Raw genomic sequence first — 21,782 nt, 5'->3', positions numbered from 1 at the left:
TTATGCAACCAATAACTATACCGGCCAAACTATACCGGTATAAGAATCGGGGTCATGGTCGAGATCGGCCGGCCCGAACGTGGCCTTGAGCCGGGTCGTCAGTGCTCACTCGCGGGCGTGGTGAGGGCCGTAGTGGCGAACTTCTTGCGCCATGCCAGTGATACGTGCACCAGCCCGATCAGCACCGGCACCTCGATGAGCGGGCCGACCACGCCGGAGAGCGCCTGGCCGCTGGTGACGCCGAAGGTGGCGATGGCGACCGCGATGGCCAGTTCGAAGTTGTTGCCCGCCGCGGTGAACGCCAGCGTGGCGGTCCGGTCGTAGGCCAGTCCGAGGGCCTTGCCGAGCAGAAACGTGCCGAAGAACATCACCGCGAAGTACACCAGCAGCGGCAGTGCGATCCGGGCGACGTCGAGCGGCCGCGAGGTGATCGTCTTTCCCTGGAGGGCGAACAGGATGACGATGGTGAAGAGCAGTCCGTACAGTGCCCAGGGGCCGATCTTCGGCAGGAGCTTCGCCTCGTAGCTCTCCCGGCCCATGGACTTCTCGCCGAAGCGGCGGGTGAGGAAGCCGGCCAGCAGTGGTACGCCGAGGAAGATGAGCACGTTCAGGGCGATTTTCCTCATGGAGATGTCGAGGCTCTCGCCGTCGCCGAGGCCGAGCCGGTTAGGCAGCAGGTCGAGGTAGAGCCAGGCGAGCAGGCCGAACGCGGCAACCTGGAATACGGAGTTGAGTGCGACGAGGACGGCGGCGGCCTCGCGGTCGCCGCAGGCCAGATCGTTCCAGATGATGACCATGGCGATGCAGCGGGCGAGACCGACGATGATCAGGCCGGTGCGGTACTCGGGCAGGTCCGGCAGGAGGATCCAGGCGAGCGCGAACATCACGGCCGGGCCGACAGCCCAGTTGATGACCAGCGAGGAGATCATCAGTTTCCGGTCGCCGGTGACGGCGTCGAGCTTGTCGTAGCGGACTTTGGCCAGGACCGGATACATCATGATGAGCAGGCCGACGGCGATGGGCAGGGAGATGCCGCCGATCTCGGCTTTCGCCAGGGTGTCGTCGAGCCCGGGGATCAGTCGGCCGAGGCCCAGGCCGAGTCCCATGGCGATCAGGATCCAGACGGCGAGGAAGCGGTCGAGGGTGGAGAGTTTCGCGACGACCGGGTCCGCGCTCGGCGGGGTGGGTGTGCTGGTGGTTGCCTGTCCGCTGCTGGTCACGGACAGGCCCTCTTCGTGTCGGCCGCTCGGGTGGCACGGGCGGCCGTGGCCAGAGCGGTGAAGGAACCCGCCACGGATTCGATGACGTCCGGTCGCAGCTTGTAGTAGGTGAAGCGCCCGCACGGCTCTGTCTCGACCACCCCGGCTTCGCGCAGGACGCGCAGGTGGTTGGAGAGGTTGGTCTGCTTGGCGCCGGTCTCCTCGACCAAGTGCGTGGTGCACAGGGTCTCGTGGGCGAGCAGGGTCACGATCTGGAGCCTGAGCGGATCGGCAAGCACTCGGATCAGCTCAGTGTCGACTGACGTCATCATGGGCTGATACTGTCACATCAGTGGCGGGTGACGCCATCGGGTGCTGATGTCATACCTCCCTGGCCTTCGTCACAAGACGCGCGAGACAAGCTCGCGAAACACGTGAGACGCGTGAGACACGCGAGAACAAGAGAGACCCGTCTGATGTCCGACAAGCCTTCTGTGCTGTTCGTCTGTGTCCACAACGCCGGCCGCTCCCAGATGGCCGCCGCCTGGCTGACCCACCTGGCCGGCGACCGTGTCGAGGTCCGCTCGGCGGGATCCGACCCGGGCGACGCCGTGAACCCGGCCGTGGTCGAGGCCATGGCGGAAGCCGGCATCGATATCTCCGCCGAGACCCCGAAGATCCTCACCGTGGACGCGGTCAAGGAGTCCGACGTCTGCGTCACCATGGGGTGCGGGGACGCCTGCCCGGTCTTCCCGGGCAAGCGTTACCTCGACTGGACCCTGGACGACCCGGCCGGACAGGGCGTCGAGGCCGTACGCCCCATCCGCGACGAGATCAGGAAGCGCGTCGAGGGACTGATCGCCCAGATCGCGCCGGAGCCGGAGACCGCGGCCTGAGCGGGATCCGGAACGTCGTCGTCATCGGCTCGGGCCCCGTCGGCTGCACCGCCGCCTTTTCGACGCCCGCGCCACCCTTTTCGACGCCCGCGCCGCCGTCCGGCCCCTGTCAGTGCGGGTGTGGTTCGTCGCGGTGGACCGGACCGTGCGGATCCTCGCAGTGCGCGTCGGACCCCGCGTTGGCGTGGGCGAGAGGACGGATCTCCTCAGGTGCGTGGTCGATCTGGAGGGTGGTGTGACTGATCTTGTGCTCTTGGCTCACGAGCTGCTCCAAGTCGCGGCGCACCGCGTGGCAGTCGCTGTCGGGGGACACCAGGACATGGGCGGACAGGGCCGGTTGTCCGGAGGTGATGGTCCATACGTGGAGGTCGTGGACTTCGACGACGGACGGACGCGCGACGAGCTGGTCGCCTATGGCGTCGGGGTCGAGGTCCACGGGGGCGGCTTCGAGGAAGATCCGGCCGGATTCGCGGACCAGTCCGTACCCCGCCTTGATCATCAGTGCGACGACGACGAGGGTGGCGATGCCGTCCGCGCGGGCGAAGCCCGTGGTCACCACGATCAGACCGGCGATCGCGGTGCCGATGAAGGCGAACAGGTCGTTGAGGATGTGCTGGTAGGCGCCTTCGACGTTCAGTGAGATGCGGTTCGCCTTGGATATGCACCACGCCGCGAGGATGTTCACCGCGATGCCGGCCAGGGCCGTCACCAGCACCAGACCTCCCTCGATCCGGGGCGGGTCGATCAGGCGGTGGACGGCTTCGTAGGCGAGCCAGGCGGCGAGCAGCAGCAGGGTGAGCCCGTTGGCTTGGGCGGAGAGGATCTCGGCGCGCTTGAGACCGTACGTGAATCCGCCGCGCGCGGGACGGCCCGAGAGCCGCATCGCGATGAGCGCCAGCACGATCGAGACGGCGTCGGTGAGCATGTGCGCGGCGTCCGAGATCAGCGCGAGGGATCCCGCGATGACGCCGATGACGACCTCGATCGCCATGAACGACGTGATGAGGATGAGCGCGATCGACAGCCACCGGCCGTCGGCGTCCGCGGCGACGCCGTGGGAGTGGCCGCCCGGTCCATGGTCGTGCTCCTGATGCCCGCTCATGTTCGTGAACCTCCCCGTTCCCGTATGCGACCCGGGCAGTGAAGCGCACTTGGAGAGAATCGGCAAAGGCTGCACCGGTGACCGTTGTCAACACCAATAACACCGCTCTGACCTGCGGTTATTGAATCGCGGGCCGCCGTCGAACCGAGCCCTCCCCACGCTTGTGGCTCGGTCCCTCCCCACGCCTATGGCTCGGTGCGGGAGAGCGGCCGAGTGACCTCGGCGGGTGCGTCGCGCAGGCCGAGTCTCAGGTGCTCGACGTGGAAGAGGGCCTGTTCCAGGAGTTCGGCGACATGGTGGTCGTAGAGGGTGTAGACGATGGAGCGGCCCCGGCGTTCTCCGGTGACGAGTCCGAGGTTGCGCAGCAGGCGCAGCTGGTGGGAGCAGGCGGAGGCCTCCATGCCGACGGCCTCGGCGAGGTCGCCGACCGAGCAGGGGCCTTCCTGGAGGCGGGCGAGGATGTACAGCCGCGAGGGGGTGGCCAACGCCTGGAGGGTGGCGGCGACGTCGGTGGCCCCCGCCGCGTCCAGGCGTTCGCGTGGGGTGGCGTGATTCTTTTCGTCGGCTCCGTGACCCATGGAGTCCATGCTATCGATCATACTTGAATACCTGTTCAGATGTTCCTGTACGGTGGATGTGTTCCCGTCCTGCGCCGCGAAGGGTTGCTTCGTCATGCCTTCTGTCCTGCTCCCGCGCCCTGAACGGGCGGCCCCGGCCGCCCCGCGTACGGCGCCCAAGCGGCGTACCCGGGTGTTCGCCCTGGCCGAGGCGCGCTGGGCCGCCACGGCGCTGGCGCTGTTCCTGATCGCGCTGCCGCTCCAGCTGACGGGCGCCCCCGCCTGGGCCTGGGGCCCGCTGTACGCGGCGGCCTATGTCACCGGCGGCTGGGAGCCGGCCCGGACGGGGCTCACGGCGCTGCGGGAGAAGACCCTGGATGTGGACCTGCTGATGATCGTGGCCGCGATCGGCGCGGCCTCGATCGGGCAGGTGATGGACGGCGCGCTGCTGATCGTCATCTTCGCCACCTCCGGCGCCCTGGAAGCCCTGGCCACCGCCCGCACCCAGGACGCGGTGCGCGGGCTGCTCGACCTCGCCCCGGCCACCGCCACCCGGCTGGGTGATGACGGGAGCGAGCCGACGGTCGCCACCGAGGACCTGGTGGTGGGGGACACCATCCTGGTTCGCCCCGGCGAACGGATCGGCGCGGACGGCCGGGTGCTGGAGGGGATCAGCGAGGTGGACCAGGCCACCATCACCGGCGAGCCCCTGCCGGTCGCGAAGGAGACCGGGGACGAGGTCTTCGCCGGAACTCTCAACGGCACCGGTGCCCTGCGGGTCAAGGTCGAGCGTGACGCCTCGGACTCGGTGATCGCCCGGATCGTCGCCATGGTCGAGGAAGCTTCCGGGACCAAGGCGCCCACCCAGCTGTTCATCGAGAAGGTCGAACAGCGGTACAGCCTGGGCATGGTCTTCGCGACCCTGGCCGTCTTCCTGATCCCCCTCGCGTTCGGCGCGGACCTCACCGGCTCGCTGCTGCGGGCGATGACCTTCATGATCGTGGCCTCGCCGTGTGCCGTGGTGCTGGCCACCATGCCGCCGCTGCTGTCGGCGATCGCCAACGCCGGACGCCACGGCGTCCTGGTGAAGTCCGCCGTCGTCATGGAGCGTCTCGGGCAGGTCGACGCGGTCGCACTCGACAAGACCGGCACCCTGACCGAGGGCACCCCTCGTGTCACCGACATCCGTCTCCTGGACGGCTCCGGCCTGGACGGCGACTCCGGCCTGGACGACGGCTCGGGCCTGGATGGCTTCGGCCTGGCCGAGAACGCCCTGCTGGCGCTGGCGGCCGCCGTCGAGCACCCCAGTGAACACCCCCTGGCCCGCGCGGTCGTCGACGCGGCCCGCACCCGCGGTCTGGCCATCGCCGGCATGCGGGACTTCACCTCCACCCCCGGCGTCGGTGTCACCGCCACCGTCGACGGACACACGGTCGCGGTCGGGGCCCCCGCCCGCCTCCTCGACGACAACGACGACACCCTCTCGGCCCGCGCCGCCGAGGTCGCGGCGGATCTGGAGGACGGAGGCCGCACCGCCGTCGTGGTCCTGCGCGACGGCGTCCCGGTCGGGGTGCTGGGCATCGCCGACCGGCTGCGCCCCGACGCCGCCGCCACGGTCGCTTCCCTGACCGAGCTGACCAGCGGCACGCCGATGCTGATCACGGGCGACAACCCCCGCGCCGCCGCCCGCCTGGCGGCCGAGGCGGGCATCACCGGAGACGACGTCCACGCCGGCCTTCTGCCGCGGGACAAGGTCGAGGCGGTACGCCGTCTGGCGGCCCGCGGGCGCAAGGTGCTGGTCATCGGTGACGGTGTCAACGACGCCCCCGCGCTGGCCGCCGCCCACACCGGCATCGCCATGGGCCGGGCCGGCTCCGACCTCGCTCTGGAAACCGCCGACGCCGTCGTCGTCCGCGACGAACTCGCCACCGTCCCCAAGGTCATCGCCCTCTCGCGAGCGGCCCGCCGCCTGGTGGTGCAGAACCTGGTGATCGCCGGTGTGTTCATCTCCGGCCTGGTCATCTGGGACCTGGTGGGCCATCTGCCGCTGCCCCTCGGTGTGCTGGGCCACGAGGGATCGACCGTCATCGTCGGCCTCAACGGCCTCCGTCTGCTGCGCGACGCCGCCTGGAACCGCGCCGCCCAGGACACGCGAACGCCCCTCGTGAGCGGGCGGCCTCGTTGAGCAGGCGGAACGTACGACGGAGGCGGAGGCGCCCGAGGTGCTGGTACGCGGCCGGATGTCGCGCACCGGCACCCTCTGCGCCGCGTCCGTACCCACTACGTCACGCCGCTACCGTGGCGGGAGTTGTCATGCCGAGGTGCCCGCCGCGGGCCAGGGCGGCGACCGCGGTCGCGCACCCCGCCCCGACCAGGGCGAGGACCAGCCACGGCAGTGCGGCGAAACCGGTGTGGCGGCCGATGTCGAGGACCGCGCCGGTGACCAGATTCCCCACCGTGATCCCGATGCCGCAGACGGTGTTGTAGAGGCCGTAGTGGGTGGCGACCCACCGCCCGCCGGACAGGGCGACGATCGTGTCCATCTCGAACGGATACAGCACCGCGGTCGCCGCCGCGAGCAGACCGGCACATGCCACCAGCGGCACCATGACCAGCACGGCTCCCCAACCACCCGGTACCGGAACGGTACTTGCGGTGAAGGCAGGGGGCAGGAAGGCCACCGCCATGAGTGTGAGCCCGGCGACCAGACAGCGATGAGGCGTCCACGTACGCCGGCACCAAGCGGTGATACGCATCTGTCCGCCGAGTGCGACCAGTCCGGAGACGACGAACAGCGCGCTGGTCGCGGCGATGCCGTACGCGCCGTCACCCACCAGACGTCTCGTCTCCAGCGGTAGCGCGAGATACATCTGGAACGACAGGACGTACGAGCCGGTCATGGCGGCGGCGAACAGCCAGAAAGGCCGGTTGCGCAGCACCGTGCCCGCCTGCTGCCGCCATGTCGCCTCTTCCCCGCCCGCGGTCCTTTCCCGCGCGGGCAGCCCCCGCGCCTGAAGCAGGGTCAGCACCGCGAAGAGCGCCGATGCCACCGCGCAGGTGACCGGGAACGACACGGCGGTCAGCGCCAGTCCGATCAGCGGACCGAGCAGGACTCCGGCCTGGTAGAAGACATTGAAGAGCGCGAACGCCTCGACCCGGCGCTCACCCGCCTCGGCGGCGAGGTAGGCGCGGACGGCGGGATTGAACAGGGCGCCGGCCAGACCGGTGGCCGCCGAAGCGGCCAGCAGACCCGGCAGGGCGTCCGCGACGGCGAGCCCGCCGAAACCGACCGTACGCAGCGCACACCCCGCGATGATCAGCCGTCGGTATCCGAGCCGGTCGGCGAGCATTCCACCGATGAGGAACATGCCCTGCTGGGAGAGGTTCCGCATTCCCAGGACGAGACCGACCGCCCAGGTGCCCAAGGCCAGCGAGCCCGACAGATGGGCGGCCAGATAGGGCATCAGCATGTAGAAGCCGAGGTTGATGGTGAGCTGATTCACCATCAGCAGGCGCACGGTGGTGTCGAACGAACGAGCCTTCCGCCAGGTCGAGTTCACCGCTGAACCGCTTCCACGGCCGTGCGGGCGGAAAGCGGATCGGTGACCGTGGTGCAGCGCGTCCACCGGAACACCTCTGCCTCGTCGGGCCGGGAGATGAGTTGCGGGCCGGCGGGTTCTTCCGCGAGGAGGAGACCGTTGGCCCGGCAGTAGTCGTCGTTGAAGACGGTGTCGAAGTAGCGGTGCGGTCCGTCGGGGAAGACAGCGGCGATACGGGTCCCTTCCGGCTGCGTACGGGCCAGCCACCCGGCGACCAGGGCGACCGCGCCCACGCTCCAGCCACCGGTGGCGAACTGCCGCGCGGCCAGGCGCCGCGCCGACCAGACGGCCTCGGCGGGCGCGACCCAGTGGACTTCGCCGAAGGCGTTGTAGTCGACGTTGCGCGGATGGATGGACGAGCCCAGCCCGCGCATCAGCCGGGTCCGGGCGGGCTGGCCGAAGATCGTCGATCCGACCGTGTCGACTCCGACCAGCCTCGGAGCGGGCATCCGCGTGCGCAGGCCACGGGCGATGCCGGCGGAGTGGCCGCCGGTGCCGACCGCGCACACCAGTACGTCGACGCGCTGCAACTGGTCGGCGAGTTCGCCGGCGAGTCCGGCGTACGCGGCCACGTTGTCGGGATTGTGGTACTGATCCGGGCACCACGCGCCGGGGCGCGCGGCCAGGAGTTCGGCGACCCTTTGACGGCGCGCTTCCTGCCAACCGCCCTCGGGATGAGGCCGGTCGACGATGTACAAGGTGGCTCCGTGGGCGGTGAGCATCCGCTCCACGATCGGTTCCATGCCCGGGTCGGTGACCAGATGCACCGGATGCCCGTACAGGACTCCGGCCAGGGCGAGGCCGAGGCCGAGAGTGCCGGAGGTCGATTCCACGATCGGGGCGCCGGAGCGCAGCTCTCCGCGCTCGCGGGCCCGGACGACCATGTACAGGGCGGCGCGGTCCTTGATACCGCCGGGGTTGAAGCCTTCGAGCTTCGCCCAGAACCCTCTGGGCGCGGTGGCGAACGGTTCGTCCACCCACAGCACAGGTGTGTTGCCGACAGCGCCCAGGACGCTGCGAGGTGAGGTGAACGGCCTTACGGGCAGGGGAAGTTCAGTCATCGTGCGGTCGGTGTCCTTCGTACGACCCAGGGCACACCGCGGTGACGCACCTGACGGCGACGCACCGCGTCACCCCAGGAGAGGAGCGATCGGGGCCGTCAGGCCGCTCGGCGGCCGGCGGTACACCGCCGTACACCGGAGCAGCCGGGCCTGATCACGTCCTGGACACACATCCCCGGCTGAGCACCTCACGCCCTCCCGCCGCGGGAGGCCCGCGCCTCGGCGTGCCGATGTGCGGGGACGGTTCGGTCACCGCCGGGCGGTCGCCCACCGCCGCGGGAGGTCCCTGAAGGGGCTGGCGTTGATCCACCTGGGCGGCAAGGTGGTGCTCCACTCCCGGAGCGCAGGAAGGATCCGGGTCGGCATACCCCGACGAGAGCTCCGAGGCCGAGACAGCCGAGCGGTCGGGACGGGAGTCGAGCAGCCGATGGTGCCCACCGCTGTCGCAGACACTGATCAGCAAGGCAGCCAGAGACGCCAGCAGCAGGGCGACCACCCAGCCGCCGTGCTCACGGAAACACCCCGTATGAATTCGCACAGTGACAGAGAAACTACCGTGCGTTGAAGGTGATGTGGGCAGCGGAGGACGCCGAACGGGTGAGGGAGGCCGCCCCGGCCCCGCCTTCCTCCGATCGTGCACCTTGGTACTAAACAACTAAGCGCTGTAGTATTCGCGGCGAACCTTCGCGCGATCGATCACTCTTCCGGGGTGGCGGCCGGCGGAGGCGACGCCGTATCCGTACCGTCCGAACGGGGCCGAAGCAGCGGAAGCGCTGTCCCGGCAGGCGGCCGAGGAAAGAAGGAGACCGCCTCAGTGGCGTCCCACCGTCGTCCCAAGCAGTCCAGTCAGGCGTATACGGCCATGGTTACGGCGACGGCCGCGGCGGCCGTCGCCGTGTCGACGCAGTCGGCTTCGGCCGATCCGCTGCCGGACCCGAACAAGAAGGGTGTCCAGGCTCAGGTCGACCGCCTGTACGAGCAGGCCACGCAGGCTGTGGAGAAGTACAACGGGGCGAAGGAGAAGGCCGGCGTCCTGCGGAAGGAGGTGGACGCTCTCCAGGACACCGCGGCCCGTAAGCAGAGCGGCCTCAACGACCTGCGAACCCGGCTCGGCTCGATAGCCGCCGCCCAGTACCGGAGTGGTGGACTCGACGCGTCGGTCCAGTTGCTGCTCACCTCGGATCCGGACGGCTACCTCGACAAGGCGTCATTCCTCGATCAGTTGAGCGCCCAGCAGGTCGACGCGCTCGAGCAGTACCAGTCGCAGCAGCGTGACCTTCAGCAGCAGCGCGGCCAGGCGTTGGAGAAGCTCAAGGATCTCCAGGACACCCGCAAGGAACTCGGGGACAAGAAGAAGGAGATCCAGGGCAAGCTCGCGGAGGCGCAGCGGCTTCTCAACACCATGACGGCGGAGGAACGGGCCGCACGGTCCGCCGAGGACGAGCGCGCGAACCGGTCCAGCGAGCGGGTCGAGCTGGGAAACGAGGGCAGCGCCTCCCAGCGGGCCGCCGCGGCTTTCGAGGCGGCGAAGAGCCGGGTCGGCATGCCGTACGTGTGGGGCGCGTCGGGCCCGAACTCCTTCGACTGCAGCGGGCTCACCTCCTGGGCGTTCAATCAGGCGGGGGTGTCCATCCCGCGTACCTCGCAGGACCAGGCCAACGCCGGTACGCGGATCAATTCGCTGAGCGCGCTCAAGCCCGGCGATCTGATCATCATGCGCACCGACTTGAGCCATGTGGGTTTCTACGCGGGGAACGGACAGATTCTCCACTCGCCGAAGCCCGGTGCCCAGGTGCGTTACGAGTCGATCGAGCGGAGCGGCATGCCGTTCATGTGGGGCGTACGAATCGGCTGACTGCCGGGCTCCCTCCGGCAACTCGTCACCACCCCCGGACGGCCGCGGACCGCGCGGGCTGCTGTTCCGAGGTCAGCCGAGAACGGGCGGGCAGGCCAGCAGAACCGGCAGGATGGGGACCACCGCCGTGACGGTGGCAGCAGTTCCTGTGACGACGGGGTGGGGTCCCCGGCGAGGGGCGAGGATCCGCTTGAGCCGGATCACGACGTTCTCGCCGCCCACCGCGAGTGTTCCCTTCGGCGCGCGCGCAGCCGCCATCTCGTACATCGCGGTGGCGAGCACCTCGTGCGAGTGGCTGCGCAAAGCCCGGTCGTCCGCGGCCATCTCCATCAGAAGCGCGGTCTGTTCCTTGGCGAGTCGAGCGAGCGGCAGCCACGGGAAGAGGGAGTGGAACGCCTCCACGGCCGCCAGGGCCAGATGATGACGGCCCGTGATATGAGCTCGCTCGTGCTCCAGCACCGCGTCGAGCTGTTCGGGCGAGAGATCACGCACGGCCGCGTCGCTGACCACGACGCGGGGGCGGCGCCCCGGCAGACAGTAGGCGGCCGGCAGGTCGTAAGGCAGTACGGTGGCACGCAACCGGGCCGAGTGACGGCCCACCAGGTCCAGGGTGTCCCTGTGCCGTTCGCGCAGTCGCCGGGCGCGCACCAGGTGGAACACGAAGCTCGCGGCCAATGCCAGGGCCATGGCGCTCGGCAGGGCGATCGCGAGCCGGTCCGCGGTACCGGGATCAGGCCGGCCAGGACCCAGGTGCAGTCCGCAGGAGTGCAGGATGCCGACGAGTCCCGCGTGAAGATGCTCGGTCGGCACGGCGAGGCTGGAGGCGGTGAGCGTCGCCGCGACCGAGAACGAGAGCGACAGCGCCTGCCACACCGCCGCACCCAGCGCGGGGGCCCGGTAGGTCCAGGTGCCGCGCAGCAACAACCTCGGCACGACCAGGCCGACAACCACCGAGTACCCGATCAGGGCGGAGGCCGCGTTCACGGCTTGTCCTGCCGTCCCACGCTCCGCAGCGCCTCACGGAGGGCGCCGATCTCCTCCTCGCTCAACTTCTCGACGAAGTGCACCAGCGCGGCCGGGCGGTCCTGACTGGCTTCCAGACCGTCCTCCATCAGCGCGGCGGCGTACGCCTCCCGGCTGCGCACCGGCGCGTACAGCCAGGCCCGGCCCCGCATGCTGCGGACCAGCCAGCCCTTGGTGAACAGGACGTTGGTGACGGTCATCACCGTGGTGTACGCCACGGGCCGGGTCTCGTTGATGTCGTCGACGACCTCGCGCACGGTGGCCGGCCGGTCCCATGTCCACAGGCGGTCCATGATCTCCGCTTCGAGGTGCCCCAGCCGCCGCATGGCCCGTCTTCCTTCCGCCACCAAGTACGCAGACCCATGGTAGAGGTGGGTGATCGTTCACGGTTCCCCGAGGGACACCGGACCTATTGGGCGACATTGCCGCCTTGCGTCGGGTGTGAGATGTTGACCCGGAGCCCGGTCACGTGGCTTCCGGACGAGGGGTGCCGTACCCGGTGTGCGACAAGACGGCCCGTCGGAGGGCTGTCATGTCGTGGCTGATTCTTGCCGTTTCGGGTGTTCTGGAAGCTGTGTGGGCGACCGCCCTGGGCAAATCCGAAGGCTTCAGTCGCGTTGTCCCGTCGCTGCTCTTCGTCACCGCCCTGGCCGCGAGCATGGCCGGACTGGCCTATGCGATGCGTGATCTGCCAGTCGGTACCGCGTACGCGGTATGGGTGGGCATCGGCGCGGTGCTCACCATCCTGTACGCGGCCTTCACCGGACAGGAATCGCTGACCGCGCTCAAGGCCTTGTTCCTGACACTGATCGTCGCAAGCGTGATCGGGCTCAAGCTCGCCCGCTGAGTGCCCTTGCGACGACTCCGCCCGTACGGTGGCCGAACGGAGTCAGGGCGGGCGGACTCTCGGTAGCGGTCTCAGGTGTGGTCGTTCCCCGCCTTCTCCAGGTCGCGGGTCAGCGTCCGTACATTGGCCAACCACTCGGGACATTCCTCACGGGTCACATTGACGCAGTTGTAGGGGCTCTCCCGTGCTGACACCTCGAACTTCTCGGTCCAGGCCTCCGACAGCTTCGCGTGAGCGGCCGTGGCCGACGGCTCAGGCTTCGGCTCGGGTTCGCCCGCGCAGCCCGTCAGCACGAGCAGAACCACGGCGAACGCCCCTGGTAAACGCTTCATCGCCTACCCCCCCTTGGATGAGGGCACCACGCTACTGGCGCAAGGATGATCGCCACGGCGAGACGCCGAGCCCGCACCGTCGGCACCGCCGTGCGCGGCGTTGCGGGCGCGGCGTTGTGGGCGCGGCGGGGCGCGTTGCGGTGTGGTGCGGCACTCGGCGGCAAGTTGGCAGGTTGGCGGGTCGGCCTACGGCCGACGGCCAATGGCCGGACAGCAGTACGCCGGTCGCACCGACATGAGTGGCCGTCCGGCCGGGCTTCCGCATCGGTGGTGATCGCCTGTGTGGCGCCAGTCGTGCGCCGGTCCGGGGACCGGTCGCCCGCGGGTGTCGCCCGCGGGCGCTGTGGCGTTGGCTAGGGGCCTTCGTTCAGGTGGGCGAGTGCGGTGATCATGCGGTCGGCGATGTCTTCCGGCCAGGGGAAGGCGCGGGTGACGGCGCGCTGGTGGGCGAGTCCGTGCAGGCCCAGCCAGAGCGCGACCGCGTCGCCGTACAGATCGGTGCTGGTGGCCTGTCCCGCGGTGACGCAGTCGCCCAGCACGTCGATGATGACCTGCATGGTTTCCGCGCCCAGCGTGGTCAGATCCCCCTCGGTCACGGAACTCTCGCCCAGGACCGGCATCCAGAGGCCGCCGAACATCGTGCGGTAGCGCTCGGGATGACTGCGGGCGAAATCGAGATAGGCGTGGCAGGCGGCGTACAGCCGCTGCCGAGGGTCGTCGCCGGCCTTTTCCACGGACGCGCGCAGACTGGTCTCCAGCTCGGCGAACTCCAGCTGTACGACGGCCAGCATGATGGCCGGCTGGTCGGGGAAGTGCGGATAGATCGAGGGGGCGGCGATCCCGACCCGGCGGGCGACCGATCGCAGCGTGATGGCGCGCTCGTCGCCGGCCTCGTCGAGCAGTTCCACCGCGGCGGCGACGATGTCCTCGCGCAGGCGGCTGCCCTCGCCGCGGCGGTTGCGCGCGCGGGCCCGTTTCGGTGCGGCGGAATCCGCCGGTCTGGTGTCTTCCACCCTGTGACCTTACACCGTGAAGTTTATGGCCGTGCCCGCTTGCCGCTCTCGGGTTACACCTGTAGCTTTACATCTGTAAGCAAACGGGTGAAGCCTTGAGGAGTACGTTATGACCAGCGCCGTTACCACCCGCGCCACCGAGATCGTTCTGCCCGGTGCGGTCGAGCCGGGCGGTCTGGAGGTCCGGACCCGCGATCTTCCGGCTCCGGCCGCGGGCCAGGTCGTCCTGCGGATGGACGCGACCGGTGTCTCGTTCGCCGAGCAGCAGATGCGCCGCGGCAAGTACTACGACCAGCCGCCGTTCCCCTTCGTGCCCGGTTACGACGTGGTGGGTACGGTCAGCGCCACCGGGCCCGGCGTGGACGCCTCGCTGACCGGACGCCGGTTCGCCGCGGTCACCAAGACCGGCGGGTGGGCCAGCCATCTGCTGATTGACGCCGCGGACCTGGTGCCCGTACCGGACGGCGTGGACGCGTCCGCCGCGGAGACCGTCGTCGTCAACGGGATCACCGCCTGGCAGATGCTGCACCGGATCGCCGAGGTCCACTCCGGCGGGACCATCGTGGTGCTGGGCGCCAACGGTGGTGTCGGCTCCACGCTCGTACAACTGGCCCGGCACGCCGGGATCACGGTGATCGGCACCGCGTCGCCGCGCCACCACGCGTACGTGCGTGAGCTGGGCGCGATCCCGGTCGACTACCGCGACCCGGGCATGTACGACCGGATCCGGGAGGCCGCGCCGGACGGCGTGGACGCGGTGTTCGACCACGTCGGCGGCGCCGGACTGGTGCGGTCGTGGGAGCTGCTGCGCCGGGGCGGAACGCTGGTCTCGTACGGATCCGCGGCGACGAAGGACGAAGAGGGCAACTCGCGGCTGCCGGTGCTGAAACTGCTCGCGCAGATCCTGGCGTGGAACTCCCTGCCCAACGGCAAGAGCGCGCACTTCTACAACTTCTGGGCAGGTCTGCGCCGCCGGGACGCCTTCCGGCGGCGGCTGAGCGAGGACCTCACCCAGGTGCTGCGGCTGCTGGCCGCCGGCGTCCTCACCCCGCAGATCGCCGCGGAGATCCCGCTGGCCGACGCCGCCTCGGCGCTGGCGCTCGCCGAGTCCCGCACGGTCGCCGGCAAGGTCATCCTCGTACCCGGAGTGTGACGCCATGGGCATCACCGCCGGTTCGTGGCCGACCGGCCGTGCCGTCCGCTCGCGGAACCGCAGAGGGGAGGGCGCCCGCCTGCGTGCCGACATTCTGGCCGCCGCGACCGACCTGCTCGACCGTGGCGACGAACGGGCCGTGACCCTGCGTGCCGTGGCCCGGAAGGCCGGGATCGCCGCCCCTTCGATCTACCCGCACTTCCCCGACCGGCCGGCCATCATGCTCGCCGTCGTCCGTGAGGCCTTCGGCGAGTTGTCAGGCCGGCTCAGGACCGCGGTGGATGCGGCCGGCGACGACCCGCAGCGACGGCTTTACGCCGCCTGCCACGCCTATCTCGACTTCGCCGCCATCCACCCCGAGCGCTACCGCGTCATGTTCGGTGGAGTGTGGAATCCCGTCGTCACCAACGATGGCGCGACGGCCATCGCCATCGCTGACGCCCCGGCCTTCCCCGGAGCGGGGGTCCTGCGGATCCTCGCGGACATCCTCGCCGACTGCGTCGCCGCCGGCTGCTCGACCAGCACCGACCCCTTCGCCGACGCGGTCGCGCTCTGGCTCGGTCTGCACGGATTCGCTCACCAGCGCGCCGTCACCCACACCTTTCCCTGGCCCGCCGACCTCGTGTGGCGCTTTGTGTCCCCGCTGTCGCGTATGGCCCCGATCCGGCCCAGGACTTTCCCGAACTCCATGGTCACGCAAGTTAGTTGACGTTCGTAAGTTTATGAGCGTGATCCGCGTACATGCCCAGAACCCGGAGGTTCCATCATGTCCACAGCCACCCCCCTCGCGTCGGTCACCACCAGCGGCGCGGTCACGACACGTCTCCCCGGCGAAGTCGACAGCTTCGCGACCTACATCAGCTTCGGACTCGCCTACGTGCTGGGACACGGCGCCGCCGCGGTCTCCCAGGGCGCCGCCCCCTTGCTCGACCTGCCAGGCTGGCTGCCCACGACGCTCCTCGGAATCGGGCTCGTGGCCGGCACCGTCCAGGCCACCCTCGCCGCCGTACGCGCCCAGCGCGGCGCCACCAAGCCCGACGTCCTCTCCGGCCAACTGCTCGGCGTCTCCTGGATCACCGCCTTCGCCGCCCTGTTCATCGCCGTCACCGGCCTGGTGTCCACCCTCGACATGCCCGACCTGCAGTCCACACTCCTGCCCACCGGCTCCGGCCTCATCGTCGGCCTGCTCTATCTCGCCGAGGGCGCCGTACGTCGCAATCTGCTGCACTACAGCCTCGGCACCTGGCTCGCCCTGACCTCCACCGCGGCACTCTTCCTCGGCACCCCGGGCCTCTACTGGGTCCTCACCATCGCCGGCGGCGGCGCCTACGCCCTCGCCGCGATCCTCGAACGCCGCCGCCTCACCCGTACGGGCCACGTCCGGACCTGAGAGCGCGAACGGGGCGGCCTGGCAGGGGCGTTGGGCCCCCGGCCAGGCCGCGGGTACGGTGGCGGTGGCGAGTTCCGGAGCCGGGTTCCGAGCCGCGATCCAGTGCTGAGTTCCGGTGCCGGGTTACGGTGCCGGGTTACGGTGCTGTCAGGGCTCCAGCCACCAGGGGCTGGAGTAGGCGACGCCCAAGTCGTTGCAGGGATGGCCCGCCGGACCCGGCTGTCCGTTCGGCTGTGAGGGGTCGGAGACCCGCAGCACGACCCACGGACCGGCCTCGACGTCGAGCGGGACGGTGAACTCGACCAGGCTGCCGGACGTGGTCTCGATGACGTCCGCCACGTTCGGCGCGCTCGCGCCGGGGCGCAGCACCTGGACGTGGAGGGGCTTGCCGGCCCACTCGGCCCCGCGGTCGAGGTCCACGGCGAACCGGACGTCGCCGGAGGCGAGCGCCAGGACGCCGCCCATCCGGACCCCGTTCGCGGTGGCGTCGAGACGCAGGCCCGAGTACCGGGTCGCGAAGAAGCGGCGGGCACGCAGGGCTTCGAGCACACCGGCGCGGGTGTTCTCGGTGACCCAGAGCCCGGCGCGGCCCACGCCCTCGACCTGGCCCCACTCGGTGCCGTGGTGGTCGCTCACGCCGGTGACACCGGTACGCCAGCCGGCGTTGAGGCAGGCGTTGAGGTGCGAGGACTGGCGGTCCGACCAGCCGTCGAAGAGATAGTCGTCGCCGCGGTTGAACATCTCGACGCTGACCATCTTGTCGCGCGCGGCGGCCACGTAGGCGAAGTTGTTGAAGCGTCCGAGCTCACGGCCCGGGTGGTTGAAGCCCGCGACGCCGTCCCGGCTGCCGAGCCAGTCGTAGAGCGAGTTCATCGAACTGGCCCCGCCCAGGTCGACGAACTGGTCCGTGAACCACACGTTGGCATGGCCCATGAGCGGGTTGGACCACTCGAAACCGCGGATCGCGGTGTACGCGCCCGGGTCGTCCGCGGCGTCCGCGAGCTGGCGGGTACGGTCCCACTCGCTCTGGGTCAGACCGTTGATGGCGAAGAGGGTCGTGTGGTCGGTGAGCGCCGCCACGTCGAGACCGGCGTCGCGCATGGAGGCGAACGCGAGCGCGGGGTCGCCGTCGCCGTCCGACATCAGGGTGTGGTTGTGCAGATCGGCGTGAACGAGTTGGGTGCCCTGGGTGACCAGGGATTCGCGGGAGGCTCCGGCCCGGGGCGTTGGCGCGGTGCCCGACGCGGTGCGGGTGGCCGCCCCGTACGCGGTGCCGGGTACGGCGGCCGCGATCAGCAGACCGCCCGCACCGGCGAGGAGGGAGCGACGGCTCGGTCCGTGTCCGTGTCCGTGTCCGTCTCCATGGGGGTGCGCGTGGGGGTGCGGGTGGGAGTGCGCGTGCGCTGTGTCAGCGTGGTGTCCACTCATGGTGACCAGTGCAGCGAATTGTCAGGAGCATGACTGGAATACCCGGTGCCCGAGAGGTGAACGTTACGCGCCCGCGGGGGTCCGGCCCGCGGCCAGGCCGGGCCGTTGTGCGGCCCTCCGGACCATCGGCTTCGCTGTCAGCTGTCAGCTGTCAGCTGTCAGCTGTCAGCTTTCCGCCTCCGGCCTTCGCCGGCGGCCGCTTACGACATCGTGCTGAAGGCATCGACTCCGGTGAGTCCGGCTGACAGCTTCCAGAGCCGTGCGGCCCGCTCCGGATCAGTGGCCCAGGAATTGGAGTCCACTTGAAGGCAGCCCCTGTCGCGCACGGGACCAGAAGGTCTCGCGCACGGAACCAGAAGGAACGGAACACGCACCCGTGTCGCGTCGGGCCGCCCCCCTGCGCCTGCCGCCCCGGCATGATCCTGGACGACGAAGCCGTGGGTGTACGTCGCCGGTGCCGAAGGCACCGCGTGGATCAGCCAGTGGATCAGCCAGTGGATCAGCTGGCGGTGAGGACGTGCGCCCACGGTTCATCGATCTCGGCCAGACCCAGCACGGCGACCACGTTGTCGAGCATTCCGGCGCCGAACCAGCGCCGTACGGCGTCGTCATCGCCCAGCAGCCGCCGAACGGTGTCAACCTGCTTGGCGTAGCACCGACGCACGGCCTGCCCTACGAGCGGCTCGCCGGCGGCACAGTTCGCGTGCATGAGGAAACGCAGGATGTTCCGGTCCGCGATGAGCGCGGCGTAGGCGCCGCGCGCCGCGTCCAACGCGGGCCCGGTCCCATCCGACTCCTGCGCGTGCGCGACCAGGGTTTCGGTCATCACGACGGACACATGGTCGACCGTCGCCGCGAACAGTGCTTCCTTGTTCGGGTACAGGCGATAGAGGTACGGCTGAGAGATGCCGACCCAATCGGCGATCTCGTGCGTCGTCGTACCGTAGAAACCTTTTTGCGCGAAGCAGTCGATCGCGGCGGCCACGATGGCCCGACGTCGTTCGTCACTCTTCGTGCTGGTGCCGGCGGCGGGCATGGGCGTCAGTTAAACACGGCTCCCCTCAGCCTCCAAAAGTCACGCCGCGGGCAGGTTCGGACGGCACCTCGTGGGGCGTGAGCGCCTCAATCGCCACCAGCGGATTCCAGTAGTCCAGGTAGTGGGTGATGAGCGCGTCGTCATCGGTCCGGATGACGGAAATGCACGTCTGCTCATACGGCTTTCCGGTCGGCCGCGCGGTGCCCGTCGACCGGAATTCGGCGATCACGAGACTCGGATCGACCGTCTCGTGGAACACCAGGTCGACGAATTCCACGTCAAAGGTCTCGGGAAAGTTACTCATGTGCGCGAGCAGTGCGTCTCGCCCCGTTACCCGACGGGGCACGCCGGCCGGCGCGAACGGGAACTCCAGCACCGCGTCCGGGGCGAACAGTGTCACCCACTCGTCGGTGCGTCCCGCGGCGGTAAGGCGCAGGTGCTCGGTCACGGCGTGCTGGGCAGCGGCGCGGCGGTTGGCGTCGTCCTCGGCTGTCATCTCTACTCCTACGTTAGTGGTCGCTCGATAACGTACCACGGTGACAGCGGCCTGCCCGCGTCGTAGCCGCGTCGCTCATCGCCTTGAACGCGTCGTCGGGCCTGCGCAGCAGGTTCGGGGCAGGCGAGGCTGCCCCGAGCAGGGGGCAGTCGGGGCTGCCCCCTGCTCGTTGGGGATCAGAAAGGTACTTACACGCGAAGACTGAGCCGGAACAGGTCTGCCGTCCTGACACCGGGGCACACGCATACCGACTGCCGGACGAGCCGGTCATGCCACGGCCCGCTCCGGTGCGGCAAGGACGCAAAGGGCGCAAAAAACACACGCGACGACCGCGGTTCCGTCTCGGGCGACCGCGCCGAAGGAGACATCATGATGACCCCGCTCACCACGACCGTAGCCGCCGACGCCACCGCCGCCCCCGCATGGTTACACGTGCTGGTCATGGCAGCGGCAGTGCTGATCCTCGTCTACAGCCTCACCCGGCACAGCAATTGACCCGTACCCGGAACCGCGCGAAGTCCACACCGTGCCCCGCCTCGGAACGCGCGGGCGAGTCCTGCCGGTCCCTCAGTCCTCCACCCACATCGAACGTGTGAAGTCGTCCTTGTCCTCCAGGAGGCCCGTCTCGCGTTCCGGAGTGCGGATGATCCGCCAGCGGTTATTGTTGCGGCTTCGCGGGCGGCACCGGAGCGAGGTGTGAGGCGGCGGCTCAGCTGAAGTCGCCGGGTCCCACCGCGTCAGGGTCGGGTCCGCCGCGCGCCCCGGTGTCGATCGCGTCGATCGCCGCGACCTCGTCGGCCGTGAGGGAGAAGCCGAAGACGTCGAAGTTCTCCGCGATGCGGTGCGGGCGGACGGACTTCGGGATCGCGGACAGGCCGTGCTCCAGATGCCAGCGCAGGACGACCTGGGCCGCCGTCCTGCCGTACCGGGCGGCGATCTCGGTGACGGTGGGGTGATCGAGCGGGTTCCTGGCCGCGTTGCGCCCGTCCTCCCAGTACATGTTCACCCCGCCCAGCGGGGACCACGCCTGGGTGACGACGCCGAGTTCGGCGTGGGCCTCGCGCAGCGCGCGCTGTGCGAAGTACGGGTGGAGTTCGACCTGGTTGACCGCCGGGACCACGCCGGTGCGGTCGATGAGACGGCGCAGGTGCTCGGGCTTGTGGTTGCTTACGCCGATGGCGCGCACACGGCCGTCGGCGAGGAGCTTCTCAGCTGCCCGGTACGAGGCCACCGTCTCGTCGAACGAGGCGGGAACCGGCCAGTGCAGCAGGTAGAGGTCCAGGTGGTCCAGGCCGAGGTTGGCCAGACTGGTGTCGAAGGCGCGCAGGGTGGTGTCGTAGCCGTAGTCGGTCAGCCACAGTTTGGTGGTGACGAAGACCTCGTCGCGGTCGATGCCGGAGCGGGTGATGCCCTCACCGACCTCCTTCTCGTTGAAGTACGCGGCGGCGGTGTCGATCAGGCGGTAGCCCTCGCGCAGCGCGGTCGCGACCGCGCCGGCGGTCTCCTGGGGGGTGCTCTGGTAGACGCCGAGGCCCAGGGCGGGCATCTGGACGCCGTTGTTCAATGTGATCGTCGGGCTCTTGCCGGTCATGGCGGTCCTTGCTCGGGAGACGGTCGGCCGGCCGGGGCGCGTACGTCCTCGCACCGGCCGGGCCCCGGGGGAACCGGGGCACGCACCATGCAACGGGAGACGGCCGTGGCGGGGGAGTCTCCGCTGTGAGGGGTACTGACAGGGGCCCCAACCCATCGCGCGCCTTGTCTACCCTGTCCTCATGGACAACCGGGACGCAGTCAGCGCATTCCTCCGCTCCCGACGCGACAAGATCAGCCCCGAGCAGGCGGGTCTGCCGACGTACGGTCAGCGGCGCGTGCCCGGACTGCGCAGGGGCGAGGTCGCGGCGCTCGCCGGGGTGAGCGTCGAGTACTACACGCGTCTGGAGCGCGGCAACCTCAGCGGTGTCTCCGACAGTGTGCTGGACGCCCTCGCCCAGGCCCTGCGGCTCGGCGACACCGAGCGCATGTACCTGTACGACCTCGCCCGCGCCGCGGGACCCGCGCCCGGGACGCGGGCACGGCGGCGGGAGGTCCGGCCGACGGCGCGGACGGCGGTGCGGCCGAGCGTGGCGCGGATCGTCGAGGGGATGCCGGAGCTGCCGGCGTACGTGATGAACAACCGCCTCGACACACTGGCCGCCAACCCGCTGGGCCGGGCCCTGTACTCGGAGATGTACGCCGACCCGACCTGCGGAGGGAACGTCGCCCGGTTCGCGTTCCTCAACGCCGCGGCCAGGCGGTTCTACGCCGACTGGGAACGCATGGCCCGCTTCGCCGTGGGCGCGCTGCGCGTCGAGGCGGGGAAGAACCCGTACGACCGGGAGCTGTCGAACCTGATCGGTGAACTGTCCACCCGCAGCGACGCCTTCCGCGTGATGTGGGGGTCCCACGACGTGCATGTCTTCCGCGACAGCACGAAACGCCTCCGCCATCCGCTCGTCGGCGACCTGGAACTCGATCAGGAGACCATGAGCCTGCCGGACGAAAGCGGCCTGAGCGTGGTCGTCTACAGCGCGCCCCCCGGAACCGCCGCCGCGGACGGTCTGAAGCTGCTCTCCAGCTGGTCCGCCCCGACCGGACAGGAACGGGACGCGGAATCCACGAGCGAACCGTCGGCCCGGCAGCCCTGACGGGCGGCACCGCCCCGGAGAACCGCTTCACCCCGCCTGCGGCTCCGCTCCGGCGTTTCGGCCGCCGCGGGGGTTGCGGCGCGCGGCGGCTGTCGCAGGGCCTTTTGCGCG

23 protein-coding genes and 1 riboswitch are annotated in these 21,782 nt (G+C 69.8%); of the genes, 9 read left to right on the top strand and 14 right to left on the bottom strand.

Annotation, left to right across the window (positions count from 1 at the left end; genetic code table 11):
* Positions 1–98 precede the first annotated feature (98 nt).
* Positions 99–1,220 (bottom strand): ACR3 family arsenite efflux transporter, encoded by a 1,122-nt coding sequence (arsB, locus tag OG214_RS06180; RefSeq protein ID WP_405984066.1) that lies wholly within the window; start codon positions 1,218–1,220, stop codon positions 99–101.
* A complete protein-coding gene (locus OG214_RS06175) occupies positions 1,217–1,531 on the bottom strand; it encodes an ArsR/SmtB family transcription factor (protein ID WP_405984065.1) in 315 nt (104 codons plus the stop codon). Before OG214_RS06175 ends, arsB begins: the two co-directional genes overlap by 4 nt.
* Before the next feature lie 144 nt (positions 1,532–1,675).
* On the opposite strand from OG214_RS06175, the gene OG214_RS06170 reads away from it, so the two are divergent.
* The gene (locus OG214_RS06170) at positions 1,676–2,095 is read left to right on the top strand and encodes an arsenate reductase ArsC (protein WP_363081771.1); all 420 of its coding nucleotides are present in this window, start codon (positions 1,676–1,678) and stop codon (positions 2,093–2,095) included.
* 109 nt (positions 2,096–2,204) lie between these two features.
* Here OG214_RS06170 and OG214_RS06165 read toward each other — a convergent pair whose 3' ends face one another.
* Both OG214_RS06165 and OG214_RS06160 read right to left on the bottom strand, forming a co-directional pair.
* A complete protein-coding gene (locus OG214_RS06165; RefSeq protein ID WP_405984064.1) occupies positions 2,205–3,197 on the bottom strand; it encodes a cation diffusion facilitator family transporter in 993 nt (330 codons plus the stop codon).
* Positions 3,198–3,382: 185 nt separating this feature from the next.
* Positions 3,383–3,775, bottom strand: a complete 393-nt coding sequence (locus OG214_RS06160; RefSeq protein ID WP_405987440.1) for an ArsR/SmtB family transcription factor — start codon at positions 3,773–3,775, stop codon at positions 3,383–3,385.
* A gap of 94 nt (positions 3,776–3,869) precedes the next feature.
* Between OG214_RS06160 and OG214_RS06155 the strand changes: the two genes are divergently transcribed.
* Positions 3,870–5,939: a heavy metal translocating P-type ATPase gene (locus tag OG214_RS06155; RefSeq protein ID WP_405984063.1), complete on the top strand. Its 2,070-nt coding sequence runs from the start codon at positions 3,870–3,872 to the stop codon at positions 5,937–5,939.
* 100 nt (positions 5,940–6,039) lie between these two features.
* On the opposite strand, the gene OG214_RS06150 is transcribed toward OG214_RS06155, so the two are convergent.
* Both OG214_RS06150 and OG214_RS06145 read right to left on the bottom strand, forming a co-directional pair.
* Positions 6,040–7,314, bottom strand: coding sequence for an MFS transporter (locus OG214_RS06150; RefSeq protein ID WP_405984062.1), 1,275 nt, complete (start codon positions 7,312–7,314; stop codon positions 6,040–6,042).
* Entirely contained in the window at positions 7,311–8,414 is a 1,104-nt protein-coding gene (locus OG214_RS06145) for a PLP-dependent cysteine synthase family protein (protein ID WP_405984061.1), read from the bottom strand. The genes OG214_RS06150 and OG214_RS06145 overlap by 4 nt, the downstream gene beginning before the upstream one ends.
* Positions 8,415–9,228: 814 nt before the next feature.
* Between OG214_RS06145 and OG214_RS06140 the strand changes: the two genes are divergently transcribed.
* Positions 9,229–10,269 carry an NlpC/P60 family protein gene (locus OG214_RS06140; protein ID WP_363081765.1) on the top strand — a complete coding sequence of 347 codons (1,041 nt, stop codon included), beginning with the start codon at positions 9,229–9,231 and terminating at the stop codon, positions 10,267–10,269.
* A 72-nt stretch (positions 10,270–10,341) separates the two neighbouring features.
* Here the strand turns inward: OG214_RS06140 and OG214_RS06135 are convergent, their stop codons facing one another.
* The gene (locus OG214_RS06135) at positions 10,342–11,253 is read right to left on the bottom strand and encodes a M56 family metallopeptidase (RefSeq protein WP_405984060.1); all 912 of its coding nucleotides are present in this window, start codon (positions 11,251–11,253) and stop codon (positions 10,342–10,344) included.
* Positions 11,250–11,618 carry a BlaI/MecI/CopY family transcriptional regulator gene (locus OG214_RS06130; RefSeq protein ID WP_405984059.1) on the bottom strand — a complete coding sequence of 123 codons (369 nt, stop codon included), beginning with the start codon at positions 11,616–11,618 and terminating at the stop codon, positions 11,250–11,252. Before OG214_RS06130 ends, OG214_RS06135 begins: the two co-directional genes overlap by 4 nt.
* A gap of 128 nt (positions 11,619–11,746) precedes the next feature.
* A riboswitch (guanidine-III (ykkC-III) riboswitch) is annotated at positions 11,747–11,813 on the top strand.
* Between the two features lie 11 nt (positions 11,814–11,824).
* On the opposite strand from OG214_RS06130, the gene OG214_RS06125 reads away from it, so the two are divergent.
* Positions 11,825–12,139 carry a multidrug efflux SMR transporter gene (locus OG214_RS06125; protein ID WP_363081762.1) on the top strand — a complete coding sequence of 105 codons (315 nt, stop codon included), beginning with the start codon at positions 11,825–11,827 and terminating at the stop codon, positions 12,137–12,139.
* A 71-nt stretch (positions 12,140–12,210) separates the two neighbouring features.
* On the opposite strand, the gene OG214_RS06120 is transcribed toward OG214_RS06125, so the two are convergent.
* Entirely contained in the window at positions 12,211–12,471 is a 261-nt protein-coding gene (locus OG214_RS06120) for a hypothetical protein (protein ID WP_363081761.1), read from the bottom strand.
* Between the two features lie 353 nt (positions 12,472–12,824).
* Positions 12,825–13,484, bottom strand: a complete 660-nt coding sequence (locus OG214_RS06115; protein WP_363081760.1) for a TetR/AcrR family transcriptional regulator — start codon at positions 13,482–13,484, stop codon at positions 12,825–12,827.
* 109 nt (positions 13,485–13,593) lie between these two features.
* Between OG214_RS06115 and OG214_RS06110 the strand changes: the two genes are divergently transcribed.
* Genes OG214_RS06110 through OG214_RS06100 form a run of 3 tightly spaced genes read left to right on the top strand, consistent with a single transcriptional unit; the run spans position 13,594 to position 16,027 of the window.
* Entirely contained in the window at positions 13,594–14,637 is a 1,044-nt protein-coding gene (locus OG214_RS06110; protein ID WP_405984058.1) for a medium chain dehydrogenase/reductase family protein, read from the top strand.
* A gap of 4 nt (positions 14,638–14,641) precedes the next feature.
* The gene (locus OG214_RS06105) at positions 14,642–15,346 is read left to right on the top strand and encodes a TetR/AcrR family transcriptional regulator (protein ID WP_405984057.1); all 705 of its coding nucleotides are present in this window, start codon (positions 14,642–14,644) and stop codon (positions 15,344–15,346) included.
* 57 nt (positions 15,347–15,403) lie between these two features.
* On the top strand, positions 15,404–16,027 hold the full coding sequence (locus OG214_RS06100; protein ID WP_405984056.1) for an ABC transporter permease: 624 nt from the start codon (positions 15,404–15,406) through the stop codon (positions 16,025–16,027).
* 147 nt (positions 16,028–16,174) lie between these two features.
* Here OG214_RS06100 and OG214_RS06095 read toward each other — a convergent pair whose 3' ends face one another.
* From OG214_RS06095 to OG214_RS06085, 3 genes are all read right to left on the bottom strand, one after another.
* A complete protein-coding gene (locus OG214_RS06095; RefSeq protein WP_405984055.1) occupies positions 16,175–17,455 on the bottom strand; it encodes a CehA/McbA family metallohydrolase in 1,281 nt (426 codons plus the stop codon).
* 499 nt (positions 17,456–17,954) lie between these two features.
* Complete coding sequence (locus OG214_RS06090; protein ID WP_363081755.1) at positions 17,955–18,491, bottom strand: TetR/AcrR family transcriptional regulator; 537 nt, start codon at positions 18,489–18,491, stop codon at positions 17,955–17,957.
* A 25-nt stretch (positions 18,492–18,516) separates the two neighbouring features.
* On the bottom strand, positions 18,517–18,987 hold the full coding sequence (locus OG214_RS06085) for a nuclear transport factor 2 family protein (RefSeq protein WP_405984054.1): 471 nt from the start codon (positions 18,985–18,987) through the stop codon (positions 18,517–18,519).
* 369 nt (positions 18,988–19,356) lie between these two features.
* Here OG214_RS06085 and OG214_RS06080 point away from each other — a divergent pair, with 369 nt between their 5' ends.
* Positions 19,357–19,482 carry a hypothetical protein gene (locus OG214_RS06080; protein WP_363082504.1) on the top strand — a complete coding sequence of 42 codons (126 nt, stop codon included), beginning with the start codon at positions 19,357–19,359 and terminating at the stop codon, positions 19,480–19,482.
* A gap of 214 nt (positions 19,483–19,696) precedes the next feature.
* On the opposite strand, the gene OG214_RS06075 is transcribed toward OG214_RS06080, so the two are convergent.
* Complete coding sequence (locus tag OG214_RS06075) at positions 19,697–20,578, bottom strand: aldo/keto reductase (RefSeq protein ID WP_405984053.1); 882 nt, start codon at positions 20,576–20,578, stop codon at positions 19,697–19,699.
* A 181-nt stretch (positions 20,579–20,759) separates the two neighbouring features.
* Between OG214_RS06075 and OG214_RS06070 the strand changes: the two genes are divergently transcribed.
* Complete coding sequence (locus tag OG214_RS06070) at positions 20,760–21,671, top strand: helix-turn-helix transcriptional regulator (RefSeq protein WP_363081750.1); 912 nt, start codon at positions 20,760–20,762, stop codon at positions 21,669–21,671.
* The last annotated feature ends 111 nt before the right edge of the window (positions 21,672–21,782 follow it).

Origin of the sequence: Streptomyces sp. NBC_00872, from assembly GCF_045161915.1 — a bacterium.
In the GTDB taxonomy this organism is placed as follows: Bacteria; Actinomycetota; Actinomycetes; order Streptomycetales; family Streptomycetaceae; genus Streptomyces.
This window is presented reverse-complemented; position numbering and strand designations above follow the sequence as displayed.

Bases quoted from the DNA above. Each gene is read 5' to 3' on its own strand.
- OG214_RS06175 (WP_405984065.1), bottom strand. From the start codon at position 1,531: ATGATGACGTCAGTCGACACTGAGCTGATCCGAGTGCTTGCCGATCCG.
- OG214_RS06170 (WP_363081771.1), top strand. From the start codon at position 1,676: ATGTCCGACAAGCCTTCTGTGCTGTTCGTCTGTGTCCACAACGCCGGC.
- OG214_RS06165 (WP_405984064.1), bottom strand. From the start codon at position 3,197: ATGAGCGGGCATCAGGAGCACGACCATGGACCGGGCGGCCACTCCCAC.
- OG214_RS06160 (WP_405987440.1), bottom strand. From the start codon at position 3,775: ATGGGTCACGGAGCCGACGAAAAGAATCACGCCACCCCACGCGAACGC.
- OG214_RS06155 (WP_405984063.1), top strand. From the start codon at position 3,870: ATGCCTTCTGTCCTGCTCCCGCGCCCTGAACGGGCGGCCCCGGCCGCC.
- OG214_RS06145 (WP_405984061.1), bottom strand. From the start codon at position 8,414: ATGACTGAACTTCCCCTGCCCGTAAGGCCGTTCACCTCACCTCGCAGC.
- OG214_RS06130 (WP_405984059.1), bottom strand. From the start codon at position 11,618: ATGCGGCGGCTGGGGCACCTCGAAGCGGAGATCATGGACCGCCTGTGG.
- OG214_RS06125 (WP_363081762.1), top strand. From the start codon at position 11,825: ATGTCGTGGCTGATTCTTGCCGTTTCGGGTGTTCTGGAAGCTGTGTGG.
- OG214_RS06120 (WP_363081761.1), bottom strand. From the start codon at position 12,471: ATGAAGCGTTTACCAGGGGCGTTCGCCGTGGTTCTGCTCGTGCTGACG.
- OG214_RS06110 (WP_405984058.1), top strand. From the start codon at position 13,594: ATGACCAGCGCCGTTACCACCCGCGCCACCGAGATCGTTCTGCCCGGT.
- OG214_RS06105 (WP_405984057.1), top strand. From the start codon at position 14,642: ATGGGCATCACCGCCGGTTCGTGGCCGACCGGCCGTGCCGTCCGCTCG.
- OG214_RS06100 (WP_405984056.1), top strand. From the start codon at position 15,404: ATGTCCACAGCCACCCCCCTCGCGTCGGTCACCACCAGCGGCGCGGTC.
- OG214_RS06095 (WP_405984055.1), bottom strand. From the start codon at position 17,455: ATGAGTGGACACCACGCTGACACAGCGCACGCGCACTCCCACCCGCAC.
- OG214_RS06090 (WP_363081755.1), bottom strand. From the start codon at position 18,491: ATGCCCGCCGCCGGCACCAGCACGAAGAGTGACGAACGACGTCGGGCC.
- OG214_RS06085 (WP_405984054.1), bottom strand. From the start codon at position 18,987: ATGACAGCCGAGGACGACGCCAACCGCCGCGCCGCTGCCCAGCACGCC.
- OG214_RS06080 (WP_363082504.1), top strand. From the start codon at position 19,357: ATGATGACCCCGCTCACCACGACCGTAGCCGCCGACGCCACCGCCGCC.
- OG214_RS06075 (WP_405984053.1), bottom strand. From the start codon at position 20,578: ATGACCGGCAAGAGCCCGACGATCACATTGAACAACGGCGTCCAGATG.
- OG214_RS06070 (WP_363081750.1), top strand. From the start codon at position 20,760: ATGGACAACCGGGACGCAGTCAGCGCATTCCTCCGCTCCCGACGCGAC.